The sequence below is a fragment of the Intestinibacter sp. genome (genome assembly GCF_022780145.1).
Lineage (GTDB): Bacteria > Bacillota > Clostridia > Peptostreptococcales > Peptostreptococcaceae > Intestinibacter.
Genome location: NZ_JALEXO010000243.1, coordinates 1 through 26,536 on the forward strand (window position 1 = coordinate 1; position 26,536 = coordinate 26,536).

Below are 26,536 nucleotides of genomic sequence, written 5' to 3' on the forward strand. Positions count from 1 at the left end.
TACCCTCATATCTATACGAAAACGTCTCCAAAAGCTTTCTGGAGTTTGTAATGTAAGTGCATTTGAGTCTGATATTACACCACTTATGTAATATGGAAGACCACAATTTGCGTAAGATACATGTCCTGAACGTTCAAAAACAACTACTTCTGCATTTTCATCTAATCTTCTTATACGAGCTGCAGCTGTTGCACCACCAGCAACACCACCGATAATTACTACTTTCATTTTATCTTACCACCTTTCTATAATAGCTTTTATTTTTATAAAACCTCTATCTTAATTATAATATTATAACAACTTAATTAATACAAAAAAAGGACTAAAGCTAAGCTCCAATCCTCTATAAACATTATATATTTTTTATCTAGATATATACTTTTGTAATTCCAACAAGCTCTCTGTGGCATCCTTTAGACCAAGGTCATATACTTCCTGTAACTTATCAGGGTTTGTTTCTATTCTACCTATCTCTATAGGCTTTGAAGGGCGTATTACAAAAACCTTCCCCTCATTCTCCCACTGCTTCAATAGCTCGACTGATTTATTATACACATCATGTCTTTTAAGCAATTTTTCTGATAGCTGTGGTTGTTTTTTATAAAATAATTTTATAAGAGATGATGACATAGGTTTTTTACGATACTCCATATCACGTGTCAAAATTACAATCAATTTATCATATCCCTGCGATGAAAGCCATTGAAATGGAATACTATCTGAGATACCGCCATCTAAATACATCTTATTATTATATAACACAGGCTTTGAAACAAAAGGCATAGAACCAGAAGCGCGTAAAACATCCATCTGCTCAAATGCACTGTAAACCTGAATATATTCAGGCTCACCAGTTTCTATATCTGTTACAACTGCATAAAAAGGTATCCCAGATTTTTTATAACTCTCATCGTCAAATGGATCTAGTTTACGTGGTACCTCTTCGTATGCATATTTTGTATTGACAATATTACCTTCTCTAAGCAATGGACGTAATCCCATGTAATTTTTATCACTATTAAATCTTTTGTTATATCGTATAACTCTTCCTTTTTGTCTTGATAAGTAATTCACCCCGAATAACGCACCAGCAGACACACCTACAACAGCATCGACAGAAATACATTTTTCTAAAAAAACGTCTAAAACTCCAGCGGTGTACATTCCTCTCATAGCACCGCCTTCCAATACTAATCCAACTTTCATCTGTTATTCTCCTAAAAAACTTCTTTTTCACCTGCTTTAGTTATAAGCGCTACATTCTCGACATGCACACTATGCGGGAACATGTCTACAGGTTGAACCTCATGACACTTATATCCTCTATCATTCAAATAAGCCAAATCCCTAGCAAGAGTAGATGGATTACATGACACATAAACAACTCTATCAGGTTGCATAGACACAATCGTATCTAATACCTTTTCATCACATCCCTTTCTAGGAGGATCTACAACTACCACATTGGCTCTCTTACCTTCTCTATACATCTTAGGAACGACTTCCTCTGCCTTTCCGACATAGAACTCGACATTATCCATATCATTTATCTCAGCATTTCTCTTCGCGTCTTTTATTGCATCTTCTATGATTTCTATTCCGTACACCTTTTTCGCCTTTTGAGCTAAAAATAATGATATAGTACCTATACCGCAATAAATATCAAATACAGTATCATTTTCTCCCAAATCTGCGTACTCTAAAGCTTTATTGTATAAAACCTCAGTTTGAAGTGGATTTACTTGGAAGAAGGATAATGGAGAAATTTCAAATACTAGCTCTCCAATATAATCTCTAATTATACCGTCTCCATATGCAACAATATTTTCTTTACCTAAAATTACATTAGTTTTTTGTGTATTTACATTTACAACAAGAGTTTTGAATCCTGGAATATTTTCCTCTAAAACTGATGCTAATTCGTTTAAATGAGGTAGCTTTCTTCCATTAGCAACTAAAACTATCATGACCTCACCTGTAGTAAATCCAACCTTAGTTACTAGATGTCTCAATAATCCCTTGTGAGTTTTTTCATCATAAATACTTACATTGTATGCTCTAATATAAGTTTTTATTATTTTCATTATTTTATCGTTTACTTCATGTTGTATAATACATTCATCAGTCGATATTAAGTCGTGACTTTTCTTTTTATAAAATCCTATGATAGGCATATCATTTTTCTTTTGAATCGGAAATTGTGCTTTATTTCTATATCTAAAAGGATTTTCCATTCCTAAAGTATCGTGAATTACCACATCATCTAGCTTTCCAATCCTAGATATAACCTGCTTTACTTCGTTTGTCTTTATATCAAGCTGTTTTTGGTAATCTAATTCTTGAATTTGGCATCCTCCACATTGTCTAAGACCTTCACTACATCTTCTAGATACTCTAAATGGTGATTTTTCAAGTATTTCTACTATATCTCCAACTGCATAGTTCTTTTTAGATTTTGTAATTTTGACCTTTATCTTATCTTCTATAAGTCCGCCATCAACAAATACAGTAAAACCATCGTATTTTCCAATTCCTACGCCACCTTGACCTATATCCACTATATCTACTATATACTCTTTATTTTTTGATAACATAGGCTCTATCCTCCGAACAATTTTTTTAGACTTCAAAAATTTATTTTACCAAAAAAATAAGGACTTATAAAGTCCTTAAATGAATAAATCTTTATTTTTAAATCCGAAATATAATTGACAACAAGCTACTATAAGTAATATTATTCCACCTACAAAGCCGACATAAACTAATTTTTCAGCTAAACCTTGAGCTATCCCTGAATCTACTATAGCTTGTACATATCTTTGGAAATCACCCATAGCTTGTATTCCATATCTTATCCATGTAGCAGCAGTCATAATTGCTACTGGAACTATACTCATACTCATTAAAAATCCATTCATAGATCTTTTTTTACATCCTCTAACCCCTAAAAATATAGGTACTATAAATATCAAAGGTAAAATATATCCATAAAATTGAGGAGTTAGTGCAAAGAATAATGCTCCTGTTATATAAAAACTAAAAAGATACCATTTTAAATTATTTGTTTTACCTTCAAAGTCCATTAATGAGGCTTTTAAATATCTTATGTAAATAGGTATATCATTTGCTACATTATCTACACTTTTTCCACCTCTTATATCTTTAAGAAGCTCAGTCCCCTTCGAATTTAGTTGATTATATTGAGTTCTAAAATACTCTGGTAATTCTAAATCCTTGTATTGATTGCTTAATTTATCTAAATCAGATAAATATTTATTTTTTTTGTTGTCTTTAATGCCTTTTATTTTTTTGATCTCTTTACTTAAATTATTAATTGTTATCACTACTGCGTTTGAACTCAATTAATACACCTCCTCCTACGAAATATATAATATGTAAAAAACATTGTCTATTATAATTATAATTTCTACATTTTATTAAAAAACCCTACAAAAATTTGTAGGGTTTTCTTTTTTCAACATTTAGCTATAATATCATCAGCTTTAAATTTATATTATCCTTGATTACTAACTATTTTCTTTAAAGCTATTGCTGCTGTTCCTAATATAGCAACCCAAACAATACCCATAAATGTACATGCTACACCTGTCATGACTATTCACCATCCTTTAATTTTAAAACATGACTTAAGCTTTAGCTTGATTAGAATCTATTTCATCTTTATATTTACGTTTAATAGCTTTGTATGTTTGTACGAATCCTATAACTAATACGGCTATAACTACACATCTACCTGCTATAGCCCAAGGAGCCATATATTCTATACCTGCTAGATAAGATGGCACTAACTTGAAGTTACCAGCTACCCAATAATCTCTAGTAAATATAGCTAAGAATACTATTATACATACTGGAGTTAAGAATTGAGGGAATACTCTGTAGAACCATTTAGGAACCTTCCATAATCCACCTTTATTCATTTCTTCTAGACCTTCATCCTTAACTAACCATGCAACTGTTATAACTTCTAATAATCCAAGAACTATTAATAAGTAGTTACCTATCCAGTTATCTACTTCTGTGAAGTAAATTAAGTTAGCTTCACCAGTTACAACACCTTCTGCTGCTATTGGAGCACCAACTATTAAGTATAATATGAATATCATTACGGCACCTTTCTTTCTGTCTATGCCCATTTCTTCTTCTAGTAATGCAACTAAGTAGTTGTACATTGCTATTGCAGATGTGAATCCTGCGAAGAATAATAAGAAGAACCATACAGCACCGAATATTCTACCACCAGCCATTGTAGTGAATACATTTGGTAATGCCATAAATGCTAATCCTATACTACCTTTGATACCTTCTGGTCCAAGGAATGCATAAGATATAGGTATAACAGATGTACCAGCTAATATAACTTCTGCAAATTCGTTTAATGCTACAGTTGCTACAGAAGCTGTTACTATATCTTCATCTGGTTGTAAGTATGAAGCATAGTTACAGATAATCCCCATACCTAATGATAACGTAAAGAATATTTGACCTGTAGCAGTAACAACAGATGCTGAAGTTAACTTACTCAAATCTGGATTCCAAACGAAATTTAAACCACTTAAAGAACTCCAATCAGGATTTACTGGAGCGCCTAATGTTACGGCTCTTATTGCTAATATAATACCAAATACATATATAGTTGGCATCATTACTTTAGCCCAAGCTTCTATACCTTCAGATACACCTTTCATAACTGCCCATCCTAAGAATGCTAATGATATAACCCAGAATACTAACATCTTTGGATCAGTTACATAACTTACGAAGAATGCACCTGAATCAACACCTACATAACTTCCTAATAATGAATGTACTGCATATCCTAATGACCATCCTATGATATGAGTATAGTATGAGTTAACTAATATAGTTACCCCAAATCCTATAGCTCCACATGCAGAACCAAGTATGATTGCTTTTTTAGGAGATATTGCTTTTTTAGCTTGTATATATACCATTGGACCAACTGTACCATGTCCATGGGCACCACCATAACGTCCTATACTCCATTCAATCAACATTGTAGGTAAACCTATAACTATTAGTGCAAAGAAATAAGGAATCATGAATGCTCCACCACCATTAGTGGCTGCTATATACGGGAATCTCCAGAAGTTACCAAGCCCAACTGCATTCCCTGCCATCGCAAGAATAAGACCTATCTTCGAACCCCATTGATCTCTGTTTTGATTATCTGCCATCTTTACCCCTCCTTTTTACTTAATATTATGACCTAAACAAAACAAATATAACTAAAATAAATCAGAAAATATAATGATAATTTAATAAAGTATTTATAAAATATCTATATATAAATTATACTTTTTTATAAGATTATAAATCTTAATATTTTATTAAATTTTCTGACTATTAATTTTGTAAAAAAGGCCACTAAAACATAAAGCATCTGCTAATTTAGTGGCCCTCCTTATAGAATTATAGTATCATCATTTTTATGAAATTTCAATAAATATTTCAAAATTTTATTAATATTTAATTAAATTAGATAAAATAATTTTATAAAACTCTACTTGAACCTCTGTAAACTACTCCACTTAGAGCATCTACTGTTACAATTTCTCCATCTGTAACTTTATTCATTATATCAACCGCTGACATTACTACTGGTTTACCTAAGTTTATACCTACTATAGCAGCATGTGAAGTCATTCCGCCTTCTTCAGTTATTATAGCAGCTGCTTTTTCAATATATTGGTTCATGTCTGAATCAGTCATAGATGTTACTAATATATCACCTTCATTAAAATTATCACATTTTTCGCCATTTTTCACGATTCTAACTTTTCCTTCTACACTAGTTCTACCTACACCCATACCATTTGCTATTTCTTCACTTATTACATGAACCTTTATTAGGTTAGTTGTTCCACTTTCTCCAACTGGTACACCAGCTGTTATTACAACTAATTCACCTTCATTTACGTAACCAGCTTCTTTAGCTACATCTATAGAATATTCTACAACTTCATCGGTATTGCTTGCTTTAGGAGCCTTAGCAGTATAAACACCCCAGCTTAGTGATAATTGTCTCTTAGTTACTTCACTATCTGTAGCAGCCACTATAGGAGTTTTAGGTCTAAATTTAGATACCATTCTAGCTGTATGTCCTGAAGAAGTAGATGTTACTATTGCTGATGCATTTAATTCTACTGCTGTTGTACAAGTAGCATAACTTATAGCATCTGTTACTGTAGATCCTTTTAAGTTACTAGCTTTTAATAATTCTTCATAATCTAAAGTTTCTTCTATTCTTTTAGCTATTGATGCCATAACCTTAACAGCTTCAACTGGATATTTACCAGCCGCAGTTTCTCCTGATAGCATTATTGCATCAGTTCCATCGTATATAGCATTTGCAACGTCTGTTACTTCTGCTCTTGTTGGTCTAGGATTTCTTATCATAGAATCTAGCATTTGTGTAGCAGTTATAACTGGTTTTCCTAATTCGTTACATTTTTTGATCATATTCTTTTGTATTATTGGTATTTCTTCTGTTGGAACTTCAACACCTAAGTCCCCTCTTGCTACCATTAAACCGTCAGAAACTTGTAGTATTTCATCTAAGTTTTCTACACCTTCTTGGTTTTCTATTTTAGATATTATTTGTATATGTGTAGCATTGTTATTTTCTAAGATTTCTCTTATAGCTAATACGTCAGATGCTTTTCTAACAAAAGATGCAGCTATAAAATCTATTCCTTGTTCTATACCAAATTCTATATCGCTTATGTCTTTTTCTGTTAAAGCTGGTAAGTTTATTTTTACTCCTGGTAAGTTTACACCTTTGTGATTTTTAACTATACCTGAGTTTTCAACTACACATATTATATCTTGGTCTTTTATTTCAGTTACTCTTAATCCAACAAGACCATCATCTATAAGTATAGTATCTCCTACCTTTACATCGCCAACTAATCCTTTGTAGCTTACAGTACATTTTTCTTTTGTACCTAATACTTCATCCATTGTTATTATAAATTGGTCTCCTTGTTCTAAAAGAACTTCTGGATCTGCAAAATTTCCTGTTCTAATTTCAGGTCCTTTAGTATCTAATAATAGTGCTATTGGCAGATTTAATTTTTCTCTTACTTTTTTCGCAGTATCCATTCTAGCTTTTTGTTCTTCATGGCTACCATGAGAAAAGTTAAATCTACATACATTAAGACCATTTTCCACTAATTGTGTTAATACCTCTTCACTATCAGAAGCAGGTCCTAATGTACATACTATTTTAGTTTTTTTTGCATTTTTTAACATATTGTCCTCCTAAATTGTATTACATAAATTATTATATAAATTAAAACTATATAGATAGTATTTGTGTCATTTTATAAATATATTTGTCAAAATCTTTTTTCATAGCTAAAGCTTCATGTATGTCCATATCTATAACTTTGTCGTCTTTTACTCCAACTACTCTAGCAGATTTTCCATCTAATAATAATTCTACTGCTCTTACACCTAATTTACTTGCTAATATACGGTCAAATGCAGTTGGGCTTCCACCTCTTTGGACATGTCCAAGTACTGTTACTCTTAAATCAGCACCTGTTTTTTCTGCTATTTGTTTACCTATTTCATGAGCATTTCCAACACCTTCTGCTAAAACGATTATGCTGTGTTTTTTACCTCTCTTTTTAGTTGTTTCTAGTCTGTCACATATTGCATCTATGCTTTCTGGGTGTTCTGGTAAAATTATTGATTCAGCTCCACCAGCAAGACCAGAGAATAAAGCTAAGTCTCCACAATGTCTTCCCATAACTTCAACTATATTTACTCTTTCATGAGAAGAAGAAGTATCTCTTATTTTACCTATAGCATCAATTACAGTTTCTATAGCTGTGAAATATCCTATTGTATAATCTGTATATGCTAAGTCGTTATCTATTGTTCCTGGTATTCCTATTGCAGGGAATCCTAATTCACTTAATTTAAGTGCACCGTTAAATGAACCATCTCCACCTATTACAACTAAACATTCTATTCCGTATTTTTTAAGAACTTTAACTGCTATTTTTCTTCCTTCTTCTGTTTTAAATTCTTCACATCTTGAAGATTTTAATATTGTTCCACCTCTATGGATGATGTCACCTACAGATGATAAATTCATTTCTTGTACATCATCTTCTATTAAACCTTTATATCCTCTGTTAATACCATATACCTTACAACCATAGTATATTGCAGATCTTACAACAGCTCTGATTGCAGCATTCATTCCTGGAGCATCTCCACCACTTGTTAATATTCCTATAGTTTTCATCACATACCTCCTAAATATTTTGACATTGGACGTTTTTTGTCCCTATATTTATTTTTTATCCCATATTAATTAAAAAAAACTTACCCATTTATATACTACGATATTATACCATATTTTTATAAAATTTTTGTCACTATATATGTTATATTTTTCTGTATTTTATATTAACATTTTTTATTTGACAATCTTAATGTAAGATTCATCTAGTATTTGCTTTAGATTGTCAATTAAATTTTCAGAAATTGTTACAGTACTATTCCATTTATACTTTTTTTTCGGAACAGTTGTACATAAAAATACTGGTTCTTTTCCTGGGTAAAATTTTAAAATTTTTTCTATTTTTTCAAGTTTTTCTTTATCATTTATATCATCTATTTTTATAAATAATTTTTCCCCTTGTTTATCTTCTTGTATATTATACACTTTTTTTGCAGTTTTTGTAAAAGAAGTTTTATCATTTATATCTTTTATTTGTTCAGCAATTATTTTAGCATTATCTTCTTGTATACTCAATCTACCTTTAATATAAACTATATTCTCTTCATTTACAATAGTATTATATTGTTTTAATACCTTTGGAAATACAATTATCTCTATAGAACCATATAAATCTTCAACTTCTAAGAAGGCCATTATTTCATTTCTCTTAGTAGTTTGTATTCTTTTTTGAGAAATCATACCACCAATTATTACATTTTGCTGATCCATAGCTAAAAATTTATCCATATCTTCTTTTAACTCTTTTAATTTTCTTGTGTTTATAGATGTTTTTTTGTTTAATTCTTCTTCGTATTCAGAAAGAGGATGTCCCGTAACATACATTCCTAGAACTTCTTTTTCTAAAGCTAATTTTTCTCTTTCTTCATATTCTTCCACATTTGGAATAGAATTTATTTCATTTTCAAATTTATTTAATTCTTCGCTTTCTCCAAAACCATCAAACAATGAAATTTGCCCGCGGACATTTTTCTTTCTTTCTAGAGATACACTTTCTAATACTTTTTCATACCCCATAAGCAAGCTAGCTCTAGTATAACCCATTTCATCAAATCCACCACATTTAATCAAACTTTCGATTACTCTTTTATTTATATCTTTAGTATCTAGTCTTTTTATCAAATTGACAAAATCTGTGAATTCGCCGTTTTCTTCTCTCTCTGTAACTATATTATTAATTACATTTACGCCTACATTTTTTACAGCTGCAAGTCCAAATCTTATATTACCCTCTTCAACAGAGAATTTTGCAAAACTCTTATTGATATCTGGCTTTAATACTTTTATATTTAAAGCATTACATTCTCTAATGTACTCAACTACCTTGTCTGTATTTCCCATTACACTTGTAATTAGCGCTGCCATAAATTCAACTGGATAATAAGTCTTTAAATAAGCTGTTTCATAAGATACAACACCGTACGCAGCGGCATGGGATTTATTGAATGCGTACTTAGCAAAGTCGATCATATCATCAAATATTTGATTTGCTATATTTTCATCGACACCATTTCTCACACAGCCCGCTATTTCTATATTTCCATCTTTATCTGTCTTACCATGTATAAAGTACTGTCTTTCTTCCTCCATTACGTCCATTTTCTTTTTACCCATGGCTCTTCTAACTAAATCGCTTCGTCCATAGCTATATCCACCTAGCTCTCTAACTACCTCCATGACTTGCTCTTGGTATATTAGACAGCCGTATGTTACCTCCATTATAGGCTTTAACTTCTCGTGAATATATGTTATTTTATCTGGATTATGCTTATTTTCTATATATGTCGGTATAGAATCCATAGGTCCTGGTCTGTATAGTGATATTCCGGCTACTATATCTTCGAAGTTACTAGGTTTCAGTTGTTTCATAAACGATCTCATACCTGCACTTTCCAACTGGAATACCCCCAAGGTATTTCCTGAAGAAAGGAGTTCATAAACCTTTGGATCATCGTAATCCATTTTTGAAAAATCTATTTTAACATTATGATTTTTTTCAATTAAATCAAGTGCATCTCTTATAACTGTCAATGTTCTAAGTCCTAAAAAATCCATTTTTAAAAGTCCCAACTCTTCTAGAGTAGTCATTGTAAACTGTGTACTTATTGCATCTTGATGTTTGTATAGTGGCACATATTCATCAATAGGATTTTTAGATATAACTACACCTGCTGCATGAGTAGATGCATGTCTTAGCATTCCCTCTAATTGTTTTGATATATTTATTATAGTTTTTGTCTCTTGATCTTGCTCGTACATCTCTTTTAAATTGGGGTTTGTTTCTAAAGCCTTATCGATAGTCATTCCTAGTGAGTTAGGTATTTCTTTAGCTATCTTATCTACTTTGTTGTACGAGATATCTAAAACTCTACCTACATCTCTAATAGCTAATTTCGCTCCCATAGTACCGAATGTAATTATCTGCGCAACATGATCTTCTCCATATTTTCGCTTAACGTAATCTATAACTTCTTCTCTTCTTTCATAACAAAAATATAGTGATAGGTAAGACTTTGATATTATCTCCATCTTTTCCCCCACTTCACACCGTACGTGAGACTTTCATCTCATACGGCGTTCCATCATTCGTATTTACGATTATAATTAACTTATATTAAAGTTAATTTTTTCTAAATTTGCTTCTTGTCTAAGTTTATTAAATTTGCTTTTTGATTTCGTAGTCCAATCTAATGATTGTTCTATAATATTATTAATATTAGTTGAATGTATTAATTTGTGTATTTCTTTGTGCACTATAATTAGATTTTCATATCTATCATTACCTCCATATTTTAATGGTTTTATATGATGGCAATGCACATCTTTAACATTTAATCGTATACCTGTTATATAGCATTTTCCATTTTGACCTACAAATTTCGATATCCTATTTTCTATATATTCTATACTTCTATTTCCAAAATTTCCTGTTCTTAATGCTTCTAGTTCCCTTGGTGATACATTTGTTAATTTATTATGAATCCTTTCTCTTCCTAACTTTGTGTAAGGAGTAAGCTCAGGATGAATTTGAACAGGTTTCTTAAAATGTACATATTCTATTGGATAAAGAGTTATTCCACAACATTTAGGTAAGTTGTGATTGTATCCACTATAAAATGTTTCATGTACTTTATTTGGAACACCATTTTCTGTTATTATCCCTCGCCTTTTAAGATTTTTATATTTGGGATATATCCAGTGCATTATATCTCGAAAATCTGTGGCTACATCTGTAGCAACTTTATAATAATTATGAATGCCTAAGGTAAATCCATTTAATGCATTTGCATTTTTAGGACATGGACTCTTCCTTAATTTTTTTAATTTTGATTTATAGACCTCTTTTATTTTACTCTTTCTTTTAGGTTCTATTTTACTTTGACAGACATATCCTAATTGTGAAGTTCCTTTTGAAACAGCTCTCATTCTTATTCCTAAGAATTCTGAGCTATTTTTCCTTAAATTAGTTATTTTACTCTTTTCTTCACTAACTTCTAGTTTCAATCTGTCATTTAGCCATTGTTTTGTTGCAACAAATAATTTTTTGGCATTTGTTCGGCTATCAGTAAAAATTTTAAAATCGTCAGCGTATCTAACAATGTAACAAGGTTTTAATTTCGTAGATTTTAAAGCAACTATTTTTGATGATGGGTGATTGTATGACCTTTTTGTTTTAAAAGTTTCCCATTGATCAGATATCCACCAGTCTAATTCATTTAAAACTATGTTTGCTAATAATGGCGATAATATTCCACCTTGTAGTAATCCTTTTGTAGAAACACCTTCTCCAACAATTTCTGATTTCAACATCTTACTTATTATACAGAGAACCCTTTTATCTTGAATTCCAATTGACCATATTTGTTTCATTAATTTACCATGACAAACATTATCAAAAAATCCTTTTATATTTAAATCCACTACAAAATGATTTTTGCTGTGATTTATTAAATGGTTACATCTTGCAATTGCATGATGTGTACTCCTATTTGGTCTAAATCCAAAACTAGATTTATAAAACTTTGCTTCACAAATCGGTTGTAGTATTTGTAAAATACATTGCTGTATTAATCTATCTTCTATTGTAGGTATTCCTAATGGTCTTTGTTTTCCATTAGGTTTTGGTATAAATACTCTTCTAACTGCATTTGGTTTGTAGTTGGACAATCTGCATCTCACCAAATTAATTAATTGTGCTTTTGTAAGATTTTCTAAATATTTTATAGTATGTCCATTGACTCCTTTTGTCTTACTACCTGTATTTCTCTTAATAGTTCTATATGCTCTCATGATATTATTTTCATCTATAATTAGTTCATATAGTTTATTAAAAGTCATACCTTTTCGTGATTTTTTATACAAATCATCTAATATTTCTATTGTTCCACAGTATTCGTCATATTTTAGAACTTTTCTTTTTACATCATTTAGTTCAGTCAACTAATTATCCCCTTTCTTTAGAGATTTTCGTTTCTTTTAGTCTTACAAGAACCTGAACTATAGCAAATTTATTTTTCATAACGAATGACTTGAGGCTATCCCTCCACCACTTATTATCATGGTTTCATAGGTACTGTGCCTCTACTCTCACTTTGATAAATTAAGGTTATATTGCATTCTTGCAAATTTCCCTTAAAACATTTCTTTGGTGGTTATCCCTCCATGTTCAAAGCTTTCCACGTTCCAATACTCCTACCTTTACCATATAACCTTAGGTGCCACCTAAATACCGTCATCAACCCAGCTTCCTATAAAAACTGTAGGATTTTCTCAACAAAGCCCTTACTCATCCTTCTGATGATAAACCAAATATGGTTCTCTTAATATTTCTACTAAGCGACATTCACGATAAGTCAGTCGATGGTTCGTCCCCATTACACATTTTGGATTCTCACCATAGTCATACTTCATAGGCATCCGACATATCACAAACCATATTAATTACTTTATACTTTTGAAACAGGTGTACTCTAGTACTTTTGAACCAATTTCTACTTATATATTTTATTAACTTAGGTCGCTTCTGCCGACTTTAACGAGCTTCATACGATATCATAATAACCTAATCAATCGCATGTCGTAGCTTTAATGGCAGTCCTTTGGAGCGTTACTTCCTCATTTAACTGCTCAGAGTATTAGTTCTTAGTTTAAGGTGATTAAACTAGGCTATGCTTTTCACATAGCAACGTGTCGCACCGACATCTATGTCCGGCATGGATACACGCTCTGGATTTAGAAATCTTTCAAATAATAGATTATATTTTATAGGGTCTATATCTGTTATCCTAAGCGTATACGCAACAATTGAACCTGCCGCACTACCACGTCCTGGTCCAACCATTATGTTGTTTTCCTTCGCAAAATTTATAAAGTCCCATGTTATCAAGAAGTACTCAACATATCCCATTTTGTTGATAACACCTAATTCGTATTTCAGTCTTTCGAGAATTTCTTCACTTGGATTTTCGTATCTTTCGTATAATCCCTTGTAACATAATTCCTCTAAATACTTCGATGTAGTATAACCCTCTGGCACTTCATAATTAGGTAAATGTATCGTGTTAAAATCAAATTCTACATTACATCTCTCTGCAATTTTGACAGTATTATCTAGGGCTTCTATAGCATATGGGAATAACTCCTCCATTTCTTCCCTAGATTTTAGATAAAACTCCTCTGAGCCAAATCTCATTCTGCTTGGGTCATTTAAAGTTTTGCCCATTTGAATACATAATAAAACATCATGTGCTTTAGCGTCTTTTTTATCTACATAGTGTATATCATTTGTAGCTACTAGAGGTATATTTAATTCCTTAGATAGTTTTACTAATGATGCATTAACCTCTTTTTGTTCTGGTAAATTGTGATCCTGTAATTCTAAAAAGAAATTTCCTTGTCCAAATATTTCATTATATGTTATAGCAATTTCCTTCGCCTTTTTATAGTTTCTGTTTAATAACGCATTTGAAACGTCTCCAGCTAAACAAGCAGATAGACATATAATACCTTCACTATGCTGTTTTAGAGCATCTATATCGACTCTAGGCTTATAATAAAATCCGTCTACATACGATATTGAAACTAATTTTATTAAATTCTTATACCCTGTCATGTTTTCTGCAAGCAAAACTAGATGACCGTATCTTTTATCGAAATTTGGATCTTTATCTGTCAAGCTTCGAGGTGCTGTATATAATTCACACCCTATAATAGGTTTTATTCCTGCTTTTTTAGCTTCTTTATAAAAGTCAATTACGCCAAACATACACCCATGGTCAGTTATGGCAACTGAACTCATACCTAAATCCTTAGTCCTTTTGATTAGTTTCTTAACTCTAGAAAATCCATCTAGCAAACTATACTCTGTATGCACATGTAAATGTGCAAAATCTGAACTCATATTTTCACCTCCCAATTCAAAACCAATTTATATATATTATTATAATTTCAATCTAACTAATAAACATAAATTAATACATATTCTCAAATTAAACAAGGGGAATTTATACCAAATCCCCCTAATTATTTTCTTGTATTTTATTTTAAATCATTAGCAATCTGTTCTATTTTTTTAAGTCTATGATTAACCCCTGATTTACTTATCGGCGGATTTAACATCTCACCTAATTCCTTTAATGACATTTCTTCATGTTCTACCCTAAGTAAAGCGATTTCTTGTAAATTCTCAGGTAAACTGCTAATTCCTATCTTATTTTGAATCAATTTTATATTTTCGACTTGTCTAACTGCTGCATTTACAGTTTTAGATAGATTTGCAGTTTCACAATTTACAATACGATTTACATTATTTCTCATTTCTTTTACTACTTTTGTATTTTGTAAGCTAAGTAGAGCTTGATATGCACCTATCATACTCAATAAATCAGAAATTTGTTCACTTTCCTTCAAATAAACTACAAAACTATTTTTTCTAGCAACTATTTTTGAATTAAATCCCAAAGAATTTATTAAATCCTTAAGTGAATTTGCATAATCCTCATGGTTAGCTACAAATTCCATATGATAATTTTTTTCTGGATCGCTAATTGATCCTCCACCTAAAAAAGCCCCTCTTATATATGATTTTTTTAGGCTATCATCGTCAAATACTGATTTTGGTACACAGTTAGTTGGGAAAAATCCATCTCTATCCTCTAATATCCCCAATTTTTTAAGAAGTATTTCTGCTCCACTTTCACTTTTTACAGTCAAAACATAGCTATTATTTCTCTTCAGCATTTGATTTTTATTTACAGAAATTGTAGTATTTATGCCAAATTCCTTTTTTAATAATTTGAAAATCCTTCTTGCTACAGAATTTAATTCAGTAGTTATCTTTATATTAATTTTTCTAAGTCCTGCAATTTGTATACTCCCAGCCATCCTAACTATAGCTGACAATTCTGCTTGTTTATTTTTCTTATCAACTTCCTTGACTCTAGCCAATTCGTTTTTTGTCTCACTCGAAAAAGACATTCTTATCACCTAATTCTAGCTTTTTTTGCTTCTCTTTTTTATTTCTTCTAATGCAACCTTAATAATTTCTCTTTCATCATTGTATCTCGCCAAATCAACTACTCTATCTACATGTATAAACTTAGCATCTACAAACCCCTCTTCCTTAAGAGGAATTGTATCCATATTCTTAGACTTCATTAAATACCAAAAAACTGTCTTATGAACAGCTCTATTTTCATCCCAATTTTCTTTATAAGTGTAATGAATTTCGCCTAAATATTTTAGTATTTCAGCCTTAACCCCAGTTTCTTCCATAACTTCTCTAAGAGCGGCTTCTTTTTTTTGCTCACCCTCTTCTACTCTTCCCTTGGGTAACACCCAATCGCCGTTAAACTTTCTAAGTAGAAGAATTGCATTACCAAATAAGACTACACCACCAGCACTAATCTCTTCTCTCATAGACGTTCACTCCTTAATTCAACATAATAATAAGAATTTCTTCATAAAGATTTAAAAATCCTTTTTATAATACATAGTAAATTATATGTTTCATATTAATGATTTTTAGCCAAGTTAACAATTATATCAGAAATTTTATCAGCATTATGTCTAATATAGGAATTTTTTATTTCGATTAAATTATCTTCAATAGTTTTAATACCCATACACTTTAATTTTAACTTTTGTTCATTATTTAATAAAACTTGTGTAGATCCATCATCTTTATATCTTTTTGATACAGATTCTGGTATTTGCTCATTATTAACTACGATATAATCAATTAATCCATATCCTGTATGTTTTATCAATGCTTCAACATGATCTAATACATTGTATCCATCTGTCTCGCCTGGCTGAGTCATAACATTCGGTATATATACTTTTTTAGCATTTGATTTTTTTATAGCATCAATAACACCTGGAACTAATAAATTAGGTATTACACTAGTGTATAAACTTCCTGGTCCCATAACTATAATATCAGCTCCATGTATAGAGCTTATAACTTCATCTAAAGGTCTGCAATCTTCAGGTGTTAAAGTAATTTTGTCTATTTTACATTTTTGCTTTTTAACTATTTTGGGTATTGCTGATTCTCCTCTTATAACTTGACCATTGTCTAAAGTCGCAATTAAATCTACATTTTGAAGTGTAACTGGTAGCACTCTACCTGTTATCGCAAATACTTGGCCTATTTTATATACTGCTGTCTCAAAATTTCCATATAGTCCATTCATAGCAGCTAAAAATAAGTTTCCAAAGCTTTGGCCTTTTAATACCCCTTCTTCAAATCTATATTGCATAACCTCATTCATAGTAGGCTCTATATTGGCAAGTGCCATGATACAGTTTCTTATATCTCCAGGCGGCAACATTCCTAAATCAGCTCTAAGCACGCCTGAACCACCACCATCATCTGCAACTGTAACTACAGCTGTTATATTTTGTGTATGGTGTTTTAAACCTCTTAAAAAAATTGATTGTCCTGTTCCACCGCCGATGACTACTACATTAGGTCCTTTTCCCTCTTGATTTTGCAATTCGAGATATTTAATCCTCTCATTTTTCATTTTTACAAATAACCATATAGATATACCAAAACATAGTATACCTATTATTCCCAAAACCATCGCAACTATATCCATAATTACCTCCGCACTATTTTAACATAAAATCTCTATGCTTCTTAACAACTCTATAGCCTTTACTTTGGATTTCATCACTAATAAGATTTGCTATAGTTACAGATCTATGTCTACCTCCAGTGCAGCCAATACTAATAACTAAATGATGCTTTCCTTCTTCTATATATTGAGGTATTAGAAAATCAATCATATCTGTAAGCTTTGCATAAAATTCCTTACTAATATCAGAATTCATTACATAATCTCTTACTTCTTGATCTTCACCTGTTTTTTCTCTAAGATTTTCTATATAATATGGATTCGGTAAAAATCTAACATCAAATACTAAATCTGAATCCATCGGAATTCCATGCTTAAATCCAAATGAAAGTACAGAAATTGTAAGATTTTTTTGATCTTCTCCTGTTGAATATATCTTACGTATTTCCTCCTTTAAATCCTTAGGCTTCATATTAGTAGTATCAATTATACAATCTGCAATCTCCTTTAATGGCTTTAATATTTTTCTTTCTAATTTTATACCCTCTGGTATTTGTCTGTTCAAAGCTAAAGGATGATTTCTTCTAGTCATTTTATATCTTTTTAAAAGAGTATCATCATCACAATCTAAAAACAGTACTTCAAAAGGATAATTTTCCTTTTTTAACTTTCTTATACTATCATGTAAATCTTCGAAAAATTTTATCCCTCTTATATCAATACCAAGTGCTACCTTATCCACCATAGAACCTGCTTGATAGCATATTTCAGCAAAATTAACTATTAATGTAGGAGGTAAATTGTCTACACAATAAAAATCCATATCCTCTAAAGATTTCATTACTTCACTTTTACCTGAACCAGATAAACCAGTTACTATTACAAACTTCATTAAAGACACCTCCCTAAATTAAAATATTCTCTATTAATGATTTATTTAATCCTGATTTATTTACTGCATCTAATGCCAGTTCAAAATTACCAACATTTTGTGGTATATGTGCATCTGAACCTATAATAAATTTAAGATTGTAGTCTTTTATTTTTTTTAATTGTTCTGCATTTAAAAAACTATGGCTACTATTTATCTCTAATCTAGTATCAGTATCCTCTGCAACTTTAGCTACTTCTTCTATATAAATATCTCCCTTATCGCCTGGATGGGTTATGACAAATATATCGTTGTTTTTCATAGTATTTATAATCGCCTCAGTATTGTATTCTTTGGCTTTTTCACTTTTAAAAAAATAATTTTGACAAATGTTGACCATACCCTTTAGAGATGTCGGTATTGATCCAAAATGGTATCCTGCCATCACATAATCTAGATATTTATCGAATTTATCATTTAAATCTATGTTTCCATTATTATCTAATATATTACATTCAACACCTAAGAGAATTTTAATTTGATCGTTGTATTTTTCATTTAACATATCAATTTCTTCTCTCATTCGTTTAAAATCGTCAATTTTTACTCCATAAGCGACATTCTTATACCCATGATCTGATATGCCTAGAGTCTTTATCCCTTTAGATATCGCAACCTTTACGTTTTCTTCTATAGTTCCCTTCCCATGACTATATACAGTATGGGTGTGGTAATCTGCTAATATCTTCATATATTAATCCTCTCCAAGTATCTTAACTTCTTCTTCTAGCATTATGCCAAATTTATTTAAAACTGTGCTTTTTACGACATAAATTAAGTCCAATATGTCCTTAGCTGTTGCATCACCTATATTAACAACAAATCCACAATGCTTTTCAGAAACCTGTGCTCCTCTTAAAGTCAATCCTCTCAATCCACAGTCATCTATTAATTTACCTGCAAAATGACCTTCTGGTCTTTTAAATGTACTTCCTGCACTTGGTAAATTTAATGGCTGTTTGCTAACTCTTCTATTAGTTAAATCAGCCATAAATTCTTTTATTTCGTCGTAATTTCCTTTTTTAAGCTCAAGCTGTGCTGATAAAACTATATAATCAGAATCAGTAAGCATACTTCTTCTGTATTCAAATTTCATTTGTTCATTTGTAAATTCAAATATTTCTCCTTTAGGGTTCATAGCTCTTACTGATTTTACGACTGATTTTATTTCTCCTCCATAAGCACCAGCATTCATAGCTAATGCACCACCTAGTGAGCCTGGTATACCTGATATACATTCAAAACCAGTTAAGCTCTCTCTAAGAGCAGCCTTTCCTATTGCAGCTAATAAAGCACCAGCTTGTGCTTTTATAGTAGTGCCTTCTATTTCGAATTTATTGAAATTATCTCCAAATTCTATTACTATACCTCTTATTCCACCATCTTTTATCAATAAATTTGATCCATTTCCTATTATTAAATATGGTAAATTATTTTCACTTATATATTTTAATGTAGCGCTTAATTGTTCTTCTGTTCTAGGTCTAACTAAAATATCTGCTGGACCACCTACTCTAAATGAGATGTGTTTTTTCATTGGTTCATCTATTTTTATATCGTCTTTATCAACTATTTTTAATAAATCGTTATAAACTAATTCTTTATTCATATTTTAATATCAATTGCCAAAACCTACATATTGTAATAATCATATAATATTTAAATTTTGACATACTCCTTTCTATAATTACATTTAACTTAATTTTTATCTATTTTTTTCAAAATCTATCCTATTATTTAAATATATTTATTTCATTTTATATAATTTAATATATGTTATAGCTATAAAAAAGTATCAATTAAAAAAATACATAATTCTAGATATAAATGATTTTATCATATATTGAAGATTTATTTAAGGCTAATTTAATTTATTTAATAAATAGTTATATTTGTGTATTTATTATTTAAAGATTTAATAATTTCAAAAAAAATACTATCGATAATATAACTTATCGATAGTATTTTTTATAAAATTATTATCTATTTAATTACATATTTCTATACATTAGAAGCTTTTTTATCTGCTGCTAAGTATACAACGTAGTATATTACTGGTATTATTAGTGCTCCACCTATTAAGTTACCTATTGTAACACAAATTAAGTTAGTTACACATGCACCTACTGTTACTTTTGCACCTAATAACATTCCTACTGGTATAAAGTACATATTTGCAACGCTATGTTCAAATCCGCATAATACGAATAACATAATTGGGAACCAGCATGCAAAGATTTTAGAAATTACATCTTGTGCACTTGTTGCTAACCATACAGCTAAAACAACTAATATATTACATAAGATACCTCTAAATATCATAACGCCTATGCTTAATCCAGCTTTAGCTTCAGCTATTCCTATAGCTTTCACTGCTGCATCTCCTGCACATATATCTCCATAACGTACAATAAGTGCTAAAGCAAGAGAACCTACTAAGTTTCCAAGCCATACAACACACCAGTTTTTAAGTAATTGTGAAGTTGTAATTTTGTTGCTCATTAATGCTAATGTCATTAAGTTGTTTCCTGTAAATAGTTCAGCACCACATACAACAACTAACATAAGTCCAACTGGGAATACTGCTGCCCCGATAAGTTTTGCAACCCCTGGATCTATTCCTGCAAACGTTTGACTTGCGATAGTGTTTCCAAGTGCTCCAAATCCTATGAATGCACCTGCTAAAATCCCTAGTAAAAACATATTAAGTACTGGTAGATTAGCTTTACCTACACCTACATTTACCATAGCATTGGCTATTTCTTTAGGTGCTAAAAATTTCTTATCCATAAAAAATACACCCCTTTTATTTATGATTTCTATACATATAATTATAGCACTATTTGTTTGATATAAGGCATAAATTTACCAATGTATACAGTATATTTATAATTTATTAACAAAGATTTTTGAAGTATAATTATATATATAATATACTTTATTTTTAAATATTAATATTTTAATATTTTGTCATGTTATAGTTTTTTTTAACCTAAAAACTGTATATTTGTCATATAATAAATTTATCATTTTCTTTGAAATTCTAATGATTTATCTTTATTACAAATAGAAAAAATTTTCCCCTTTTTTCGAAATTCATTAATTTTATTAATTCGACCTAAATTTCCATAAATATATTATTTTAATATATATATTTTTATATACCAATTTACTAATATATATTTTATATCTTATTAAAGTGTATTTTTTTGTTATTTTTATAACAAATCTATAAAAACGATTTCAAATTTGTACTCATTTATTTTTTACATATTTTAGTATATAATCTGATTAAGTAAGCATTATTTTTTAGGAGGTAATTTTTTCATGAAAAACCTTGAGAACGATTCAAATATTAACAAATTAGTAAATTATGAATATAAAGAGTCTTTTAATTTACATGCAATAAAATACGATGGTTTTGAAAAAACAGATGTTGAAGAAACTGTTATTTCTGAATATCCATTGACTTTAGTATTAAACGACAAAGTTTGTAATACATTCTTTTGTCATCCATATAATTTAGAGGATCTAGTTATCGGAAATCTATTTTATGAAGGAAAAATAAAAAATAAAGACGATATTTTAAAGCTAGACATTGACGAAGATGCTCGTATTGTAAAAGCTACCATTAATGAAAATGATTCTTCTGATGAAAAAATATTTATAAATGACATAAGCTACATTACATCAAATAGTATCACAAATAATACTATTAATATAGATTTAAAAACAGTGTACGAGTTTATGAATGTTCATCTAAACTCATCTAAATTATTTCATGAAACAGGTGGGGTACATTGTGCAGCTATATACGACGTTAAAAACAATAAATCTATAGTAATTCGTGAAGATGTAGCCCGACATAATGCACTAGATAAAGCAATTGGTTACTGCATAAAAAACGATATTTCATTAAATGATAAAATTCTTTTTATGAGTTCAAGAATATCCTTTAACATGGCATCAAAAGCCGCCAAGGCACAAATACCTATAATAATAGCTAAATCATCACCTACAAATTTAGCTATTGAACTTTGTAAGAAATTAAATATAACTCTTACAGGCTTTGTAAGAGGTAAAAGAATGAAAATTTACGCTAATCCAGAAAGAATAATTGTTAATGAAGAATTATAAACTCAAATCAAAATAACATCATCAATACTATTTAATATGTATCGAAAAATAGGTCAAAATCTATTTTTCGATACTAATTTAATAATCCTTAAGTAAAATTTTTTATTATTCATCACAATTATTGATATAATCTAATATATTCTTTAAAATTAAATCTATATCATTCAAATCTACAACGTTTTTGCCTTCTAGACCTTCTATATCAGTTGCTATAGCGATTAAAGTTTCTTCCTTGCATACAGATTCTGTAGAATTGCCCTTTCTTACAATTTCAATTTTAGGATAATCAGAACCTTTAAATCCTTCTAATATAATAATATCTGCTTCTGGGAAAAATTCTATCAAATCTTTTTCATTTATATTTTCTTGTTTTTTTACAACCATAAATTTTTCTTTAGAAAATACAACTGTACCATAAGCTCCTGATTGCATATGTTTATAAGTATCTGTACCTTCCACATCTGCATTAAACCCATGTCCGTCGTGTTTTATAGTTGCAACTTTATATCCTAATTCAGTTAACTTTGGTAATAATTTGTCAATCAATGTTGTTTTACCCGAATTTTTTACACCACTTATGCTTATCAATTTTGCTTTTGCCATAATTTCCTCCTACAATATAATTACTTTTACTTTATCTCCCTTAATTATTTTTTCAGTTCTATCCTCTATATCTATTAGACAATTACATCCTATCATTCTTCCTAATGCTCCAGCTGGATGATCCTTATTTGCTAAGTATACCTTGCCATCTTTATAGATAGCCTTTTCCATTCTTCTTCTTTTGCTTATCTTTAAAAAATCATCTTCCATTACAGCATAAGTTGTAATAGTTTCTAAGCTTGGATCATTAGTAAGCTTATATAAAATAGGTTTTGATAATAAATCAAATATCGATAAAGCTGCAAATGGATTTCCTGATAAACTCAATATCGGCTTATTTTTATACACAGAATATACTACAGGTATCCCTGATTTTAAATGAATCTTCCAAAATACCTTCTCAGCATTCAAAATTTTGACTACATCGTGAATTATGTCCTTTTTGCCAACAGATACTCCCCCTGTTGTAATAACTAAATCAACAGAATCTACTATACGGTCAATTTCATTTGCAACATCATTTGAATTATCTCCAATAGATGTCACATATACTATTTCACATCCGAATTCTTTAAGCTTACTATGAATCATTCTTCTGTTACTGTCGTATATTTTACCTTCTGTAAGTGCTTCTCCTAAAGGTATTATTTCATCACCTGTAGATATTATTGCTACTTTAGGTTTTCTAATGACCTTTACCTTTTCATATCCCATAGAAGCTATTATACCAATATGTATATATGTAATTTTTTCTCCTTTAGAAATCAGTTTACTTCCCTTTTTTATTTCTTCACCTTCAAAAGAGTAATTTTCAAATTTATTTAGCTCTTGATAAATTTCTACAGTATCCATTCCATAATCAGTCAATTCTTGTTTAATTACACAATCACTACCTTTAGGCATTTTAGAACCAGTCATTATTCTTATAGCTTCTTTTTCCTTTACCTCTCTGTCTGTAAAATTTCCAGCAAAAGACTCCCCGACTACATTTAATTTAACACCGTTATTCTTATTAGCCCCTTTAGTATCTATAGATCTAACTGCATAACCATCATATTGCGATCTATCAAATGGAGGTTGATTTATTGTAGCATAAATATCTTCTCCTATTATTCTATTTATAGAATCTTCAACAAAAACCTCTTCTGTTTCTTCGATTCTCTTTAATGGTGTACAGATTTTATCAATAGCTAATTCTAACTCAATATTTTCAATCATAAACTTTCCCCCTTTTTTCATAAACAAAACCCTAAATATTACTTTTTATTAATTCTTTATAATCCTCTGGCGTATTGATATTATGATATACTCTATCTGTAAATCCCAATTCTTTTAAATCTATTTTTTTAAATTTATTATTTGGAATCAGTTCTATCAATTTATATTTTTTATTTTTTATTAAAATTTCCATATCTGATAATAAATCTTTAGAATAAATAGCTCCAAGAGGCATTAATTTACCTCTTTCATTACAAGTCATAAATAAATCCGCATCCCTTTCAAACTTATCACAAAAAGCTTTTACAAATTCTTTTGACATCAAAGGCATATCACATGCTATTACAAATAAATATTTTTCTTTGCAACATTTTAATACAGAATGTATACCTCCCATAGGTCCTACTTCCTCATAAATATCCTTTACAATATGTATATTTTTAGACTCATATTTTCCAACATATTCATCAAATATTTTATTGTTCACAGAAATATATATATTGTCAAAATCATCAAATATATCTATTATACAATCTAAAAAAGTCTTTTCTTTGTATTTCAACATACCCTTATTATTTCCACCCATGCGGCTATTTTTACCGCCCATAAGTATTAATGCTCCTATATCCAAATTTATCACTCCTAAATACATTTTATACTTAATTATATCACTTTACTTTAATAGATTATATTTTCATACAAAAAAAGACTAGCCCTTATCATAATAACAACTAGTCTCAACCCTTATATATTTTTACATTTTTTTATTTAACTTGTTTTATACTATACTAAAATTATATCATTTTTTTATTTATATGTAATAAAATAACAAAATGTATACATTATATTTTTATTTATCCTTCATATTTGACATTTATAATTTTTCCCATATCAGAAATATCATATCCACCTAATTCCATAACTCTTTTCTTAAATGAATCAGTTTCTATAGTTTCTAAAAGATTTTTTATGTAGTCAGATTCTAATAAACTTGCTTTTACTAATAAATCGTACTCTTCATCGCATATAGGAACAAAATCTAAATCTAATATATGAGCTGCTGAATAAACACCTAATCCGCAATCTGCATCGTCATTTTGTATAGCCTTTGCAAGAGACATATGAGTAGATTCTTCTCTTTCATATCCGTTTATTTGAGATTTTTTAATTCCATTTTGATCTAATAAATAGTCAAATAGTATTCTAGTTCCAGCTCCTTTTTGTCTATTTATATATCTGATACCTGGTAAATCCTTGATAGATTTTATGTTTAATGGATTTCCTTTTTTAACTATAAATCCTTGTGTTCTCTTAACTAATTTTATTAGAGCTACATCTTCTTCTATATATTTTTTAATGTAAGGAACGTTGTAAGTAGCAGTATCTACATCAAATAAATGTATTGGTGCTATATGAGCTTGACCCTTTTTAATCGCTAAAAGACCTTGGAAGCTTCCCACATGAGTTGAACTAAGACCAACAGATCCTTTTGAATGCATAGTTATCTCATCATTTAAAACATCCATAACTAAGTCGTGACTTCCTATAGATACTATAGTATTTTTTATTTGATCCATAGGCTTTAATAATTCAACCTTTACAACTTCACCTTCATTGTAGCCTTCTATATTTTGAGGTATTACTAAAACACCATCGGCATGAACTAAGCTTGTTATTGTTCCGGCACCACGTTTAATTGGAGTAACTACAAATTTATCATCTATATATCCTAATTTTACTCTTACATATTCTTCGTATTTTAAGTTACTCATAACTCTTGTGCTTAAAACAGCATCTACTACTACAGGTTGATCTTCTACCTTGTAATTTAATTTATATAAAACTGGTTTTACTATTTTTTCCATAACAACCCAAGCAGATACTGGATATCCTGGAATACCTATTACTGGTTTGTTTTGAACTTGTCCAAGTATAGCTGGTTTACCTGGTTTAACAGCTAATCCGTGTATAACTACTTCTCCTAATTCTTCTACTATATCGTATGTAAAGTCCTCTCTACCTTGTGAAGATCCTGCATTTACAAGCACCATATCACATTCTTCTAATGCTTTTTGAATGCATCCTTTTATCTTATAGTAATTATCTTCTACAATTGGATATCTGACTGGTTTTGCTCCGTATTGTAAAACTAATCCTTCAAATAATCTAGAGTTAAATTCTATTATATCTCCTATTTTAGGTGCTGTATGTCTGTCTATTAGCTCTGTTCCAGTTGGTATTATACCGACTTTGTATTCTTTAAAT

20 protein-coding genes and 2 pseudogenes are annotated in these 26,536 nt (G+C 30.0%); 1 reads left to right on the forward strand and 21 read right to left on the reverse strand.

What is annotated here, in order from left to right:
* From MR593_RS09175 to MR593_RS09255, 17 genes and pseudogenes are all read right to left on the reverse strand, one after another.
* Positions 1–228 (reverse strand): FAD-dependent oxidoreductase (locus MR593_RS09175; protein WP_290692119.1); only part of this gene is annotated, 228 nt, incomplete at its 3' end.
* Between the two features lie 135 nt (positions 229–363).
* A complete protein-coding gene (locus MR593_RS09180) occupies positions 364–1,206 on the reverse strand; it encodes a patatin-like phospholipase family protein (RefSeq protein WP_290692121.1) in 843 nt (280 codons plus the stop codon).
* A gap of 11 nt (positions 1,207–1,217) precedes the next feature.
* Positions 1,218–2,594, reverse strand: a complete 1,377-nt coding sequence (gene rlmD / locus MR593_RS09185; protein WP_290692123.1) for a 23S rRNA (uracil(1939)-C(5))-methyltransferase RlmD — start codon at positions 2,592–2,594, stop codon at positions 1,218–1,220.
* 75 nt (positions 2,595–2,669) lie between these two features.
* A complete protein-coding gene (locus MR593_RS09190; protein ID WP_290692125.1) occupies positions 2,670–3,362 on the reverse strand; it encodes a hypothetical protein in 693 nt (230 codons plus the stop codon).
* A 285-nt stretch (positions 3,363–3,647) separates the two neighbouring features.
* Entirely contained in the window at positions 3,648–5,219 is a 1,572-nt protein-coding gene (locus MR593_RS09195) for a sodium-dependent transporter (protein WP_290692127.1), read from the reverse strand.
* 316 nt (positions 5,220–5,535) lie between these two features.
* Positions 5,536–7,296: a pyruvate kinase gene (pyk, locus tag MR593_RS09200; RefSeq protein WP_290692129.1), complete on the reverse strand. Its 1,761-nt coding sequence runs from the start codon at positions 7,294–7,296 to the stop codon at positions 5,536–5,538.
* Positions 7,297–7,342: 46 nt separating this feature from the next.
* On the reverse strand, positions 7,343–8,302 hold the full coding sequence (gene pfkA, locus MR593_RS09205) for a 6-phosphofructokinase (protein ID WP_290692131.1): 960 nt from the start codon (positions 8,300–8,302) through the stop codon (positions 7,343–7,345).
* Positions 8,303–8,476: 174 nt separating this feature from the next.
* Positions 8,477–10,795: pseudogene (gene dnaE / locus MR593_RS09210) on the reverse strand (DNA polymerase III subunit alpha); the annotation flags it as partial.
* 108 nt (positions 10,796–10,903) lie between these two features.
* A complete protein-coding gene (gene ltrA, locus MR593_RS09215) occupies positions 10,904–12,739 on the reverse strand; it encodes a group II intron reverse transcriptase/maturase (protein ID WP_290692133.1) in 1,836 nt (611 codons plus the stop codon).
* A 757-nt stretch (positions 12,740–13,496) separates the two neighbouring features.
* Positions 13,497–14,699: pseudogene (gene dnaE / locus MR593_RS09220) on the reverse strand (DNA polymerase III subunit alpha); the annotation flags it as partial.
* Positions 14,700–14,836: 137 nt separating this feature from the next.
* On the reverse strand, positions 14,837–15,775 hold the full coding sequence (gene whiA / locus MR593_RS09225) for a DNA-binding protein WhiA (protein ID WP_290692135.1): 939 nt from the start codon (positions 15,773–15,775) through the stop codon (positions 14,837–14,839).
* Positions 15,776–15,790: 15 nt separating this feature from the next.
* Positions 15,791–16,216, reverse strand: coding sequence for an NUDIX hydrolase (locus MR593_RS09230; RefSeq protein ID WP_290692137.1), 426 nt, complete (start codon positions 16,214–16,216; stop codon positions 15,791–15,793).
* 95 nt (positions 16,217–16,311) lie between these two features.
* Positions 16,312–17,403 (reverse strand): gluconeogenesis factor YvcK family protein, encoded by a 1,092-nt coding sequence (locus tag MR593_RS09235; protein ID WP_290692139.1) that lies wholly within the window; start codon positions 17,401–17,403, stop codon positions 16,312–16,314.
* A 13-nt stretch (positions 17,404–17,416) separates the two neighbouring features.
* A complete protein-coding gene (gene rapZ, locus MR593_RS09240; protein ID WP_290692141.1) occupies positions 17,417–18,274 on the reverse strand; it encodes an RNase adapter RapZ in 858 nt (285 codons plus the stop codon).
* 13 nt (positions 18,275–18,287) lie between these two features.
* Positions 18,288–19,004, reverse strand: a complete 717-nt coding sequence (locus MR593_RS09245; RefSeq protein WP_290692143.1) for a PHP domain-containing protein — start codon at positions 19,002–19,004, stop codon at positions 18,288–18,290.
* A 3-nt stretch (positions 19,005–19,007) separates the two neighbouring features.
* A complete protein-coding gene (gene murB / locus MR593_RS09250) occupies positions 19,008–19,922 on the reverse strand; it encodes a UDP-N-acetylmuramate dehydrogenase (RefSeq protein ID WP_290692145.1) in 915 nt (304 codons plus the stop codon).
* Positions 19,923–20,314: 392 nt separating this feature from the next.
* Positions 20,315–21,103, reverse strand: coding sequence for a formate/nitrite transporter family protein (locus tag MR593_RS09255; protein ID WP_290692147.1), 789 nt, complete (start codon positions 21,101–21,103; stop codon positions 20,315–20,317).
* Positions 21,104–21,640: 537 nt separating this feature from the next.
* Between MR593_RS09255 and fdhD the strand changes: the two genes are divergently transcribed.
* Positions 21,641–22,450: a formate dehydrogenase accessory sulfurtransferase FdhD gene (gene fdhD, locus MR593_RS09260; RefSeq protein ID WP_290692149.1), complete on the forward strand. Its 810-nt coding sequence runs from the start codon at positions 21,641–21,643 to the stop codon at positions 22,448–22,450.
* 105 nt (positions 22,451–22,555) lie between these two features.
* Here the strand turns inward: fdhD and mobB are convergent, their stop codons facing one another.
* The 4 genes from mobB to MR593_RS09280 form a co-directional block, all read right to left on the reverse strand.
* Positions 22,556–23,053: a molybdopterin-guanine dinucleotide biosynthesis protein B gene (mobB, locus tag MR593_RS09265; RefSeq protein WP_290692151.1), complete on the reverse strand. Its 498-nt coding sequence runs from the start codon at positions 23,051–23,053 to the stop codon at positions 22,556–22,558.
* A gap of 9 nt (positions 23,054–23,062) precedes the next feature.
* Positions 23,063–24,271 carry a molybdopterin molybdotransferase MoeA gene (locus MR593_RS09270; RefSeq protein WP_290692153.1) on the reverse strand — a complete coding sequence of 403 codons (1,209 nt, stop codon included), beginning with the start codon at positions 24,269–24,271 and terminating at the stop codon, positions 23,063–23,065.
* Between the two features lie 31 nt (positions 24,272–24,302).
* Positions 24,303–24,902: a molybdenum cofactor guanylyltransferase gene (locus tag MR593_RS09275; RefSeq protein WP_290692155.1), complete on the reverse strand. Its 600-nt coding sequence runs from the start codon at positions 24,900–24,902 to the stop codon at positions 24,303–24,305.
* Between the two features lie 223 nt (positions 24,903–25,125).
* On the reverse strand, positions 25,126–26,536 hold a 1,411-nt coding region (locus MR593_RS09280), incomplete at its 5' end, for a molybdopterin biosynthesis protein (protein ID WP_290692157.1).

What these genes read in the sequence shown, in the direction of transcription:
- MR593_RS09180 (WP_290692121.1), bottom strand. Translation starts at nt 1,206, where the DNA reads ATGAAAGTTGGATTAGTATTGGAAGGCGGTGCTATGAGAGGAATGTAC.
- rlmD (WP_290692123.1), bottom strand. Translation starts at nt 2,594, where the DNA reads ATGTTATCAAAAAATAAAGAGTATATAGTAGATATAGTGGATATAGGT.
- MR593_RS09195 (WP_290692127.1), bottom strand. Translation starts at nt 5,219, where the DNA reads ATGGCAGATAATCAAAACAGAGATCAATGGGGTTCGAAGATAGGTCTT.
- pyk (WP_290692129.1), bottom strand. Translation starts at nt 7,296, where the DNA reads ATGTTAAAAAATGCAAAAAAAACTAAAATAGTATGTACATTAGGACCT.
- pfkA (WP_290692131.1), bottom strand. Translation starts at nt 8,302, where the DNA reads ATGAAAACTATAGGAATATTAACAAGTGGTGGAGATGCTCCAGGAATG.
- whiA (WP_290692135.1), bottom strand. Translation starts at nt 15,775, where the DNA reads ATGTCTTTTTCGAGTGAGACAAAAAACGAATTGGCTAGAGTCAAGGAA.
- MR593_RS09230 (WP_290692137.1), bottom strand. Translation starts at nt 16,216, where the DNA reads ATGAGAGAAGAGATTAGTGCTGGTGGTGTAGTCTTATTTGGTAATGCA.
- MR593_RS09235 (WP_290692139.1), bottom strand. Translation starts at nt 17,403, where the DNA reads ATGGATATAGTTGCGATGGTTTTGGGAATAATAGGTATACTATGTTTT.
- rapZ (WP_290692141.1), bottom strand. Translation starts at nt 18,274, where the DNA reads ATGAAGTTTGTAATAGTAACTGGTTTATCTGGTTCAGGTAAAAGTGAA.
- MR593_RS09245 (WP_290692143.1), bottom strand. Translation starts at nt 19,004, where the DNA reads ATGAAGATATTAGCAGATTACCACACCCATACTGTATATAGTCATGGG.
- murB (WP_290692145.1), bottom strand. Translation starts at nt 19,922, where the DNA reads ATGAATAAAGAATTAGTTTATAACGATTTATTAAAAATAGTTGATAAA.
- MR593_RS09255 (WP_290692147.1), bottom strand. Translation starts at nt 21,103, where the DNA reads ATGGATAAGAAATTTTTAGCACCTAAAGAAATAGCCAATGCTATGGTA.
- fdhD (WP_290692149.1), top strand. Translation starts at nt 21,641, where the DNA reads ATGAAAAACCTTGAGAACGATTCAAATATTAACAAATTAGTAAATTAT.
- mobB (WP_290692151.1), bottom strand. Translation starts at nt 23,053, where the DNA reads ATGGCAAAAGCAAAATTGATAAGCATAAGTGGTGTAAAAAATTCGGGT.
- MR593_RS09270 (WP_290692153.1), bottom strand. Translation starts at nt 24,271, where the DNA reads ATGATTGAAAATATTGAGTTAGAATTAGCTATTGATAAAATCTGTACA.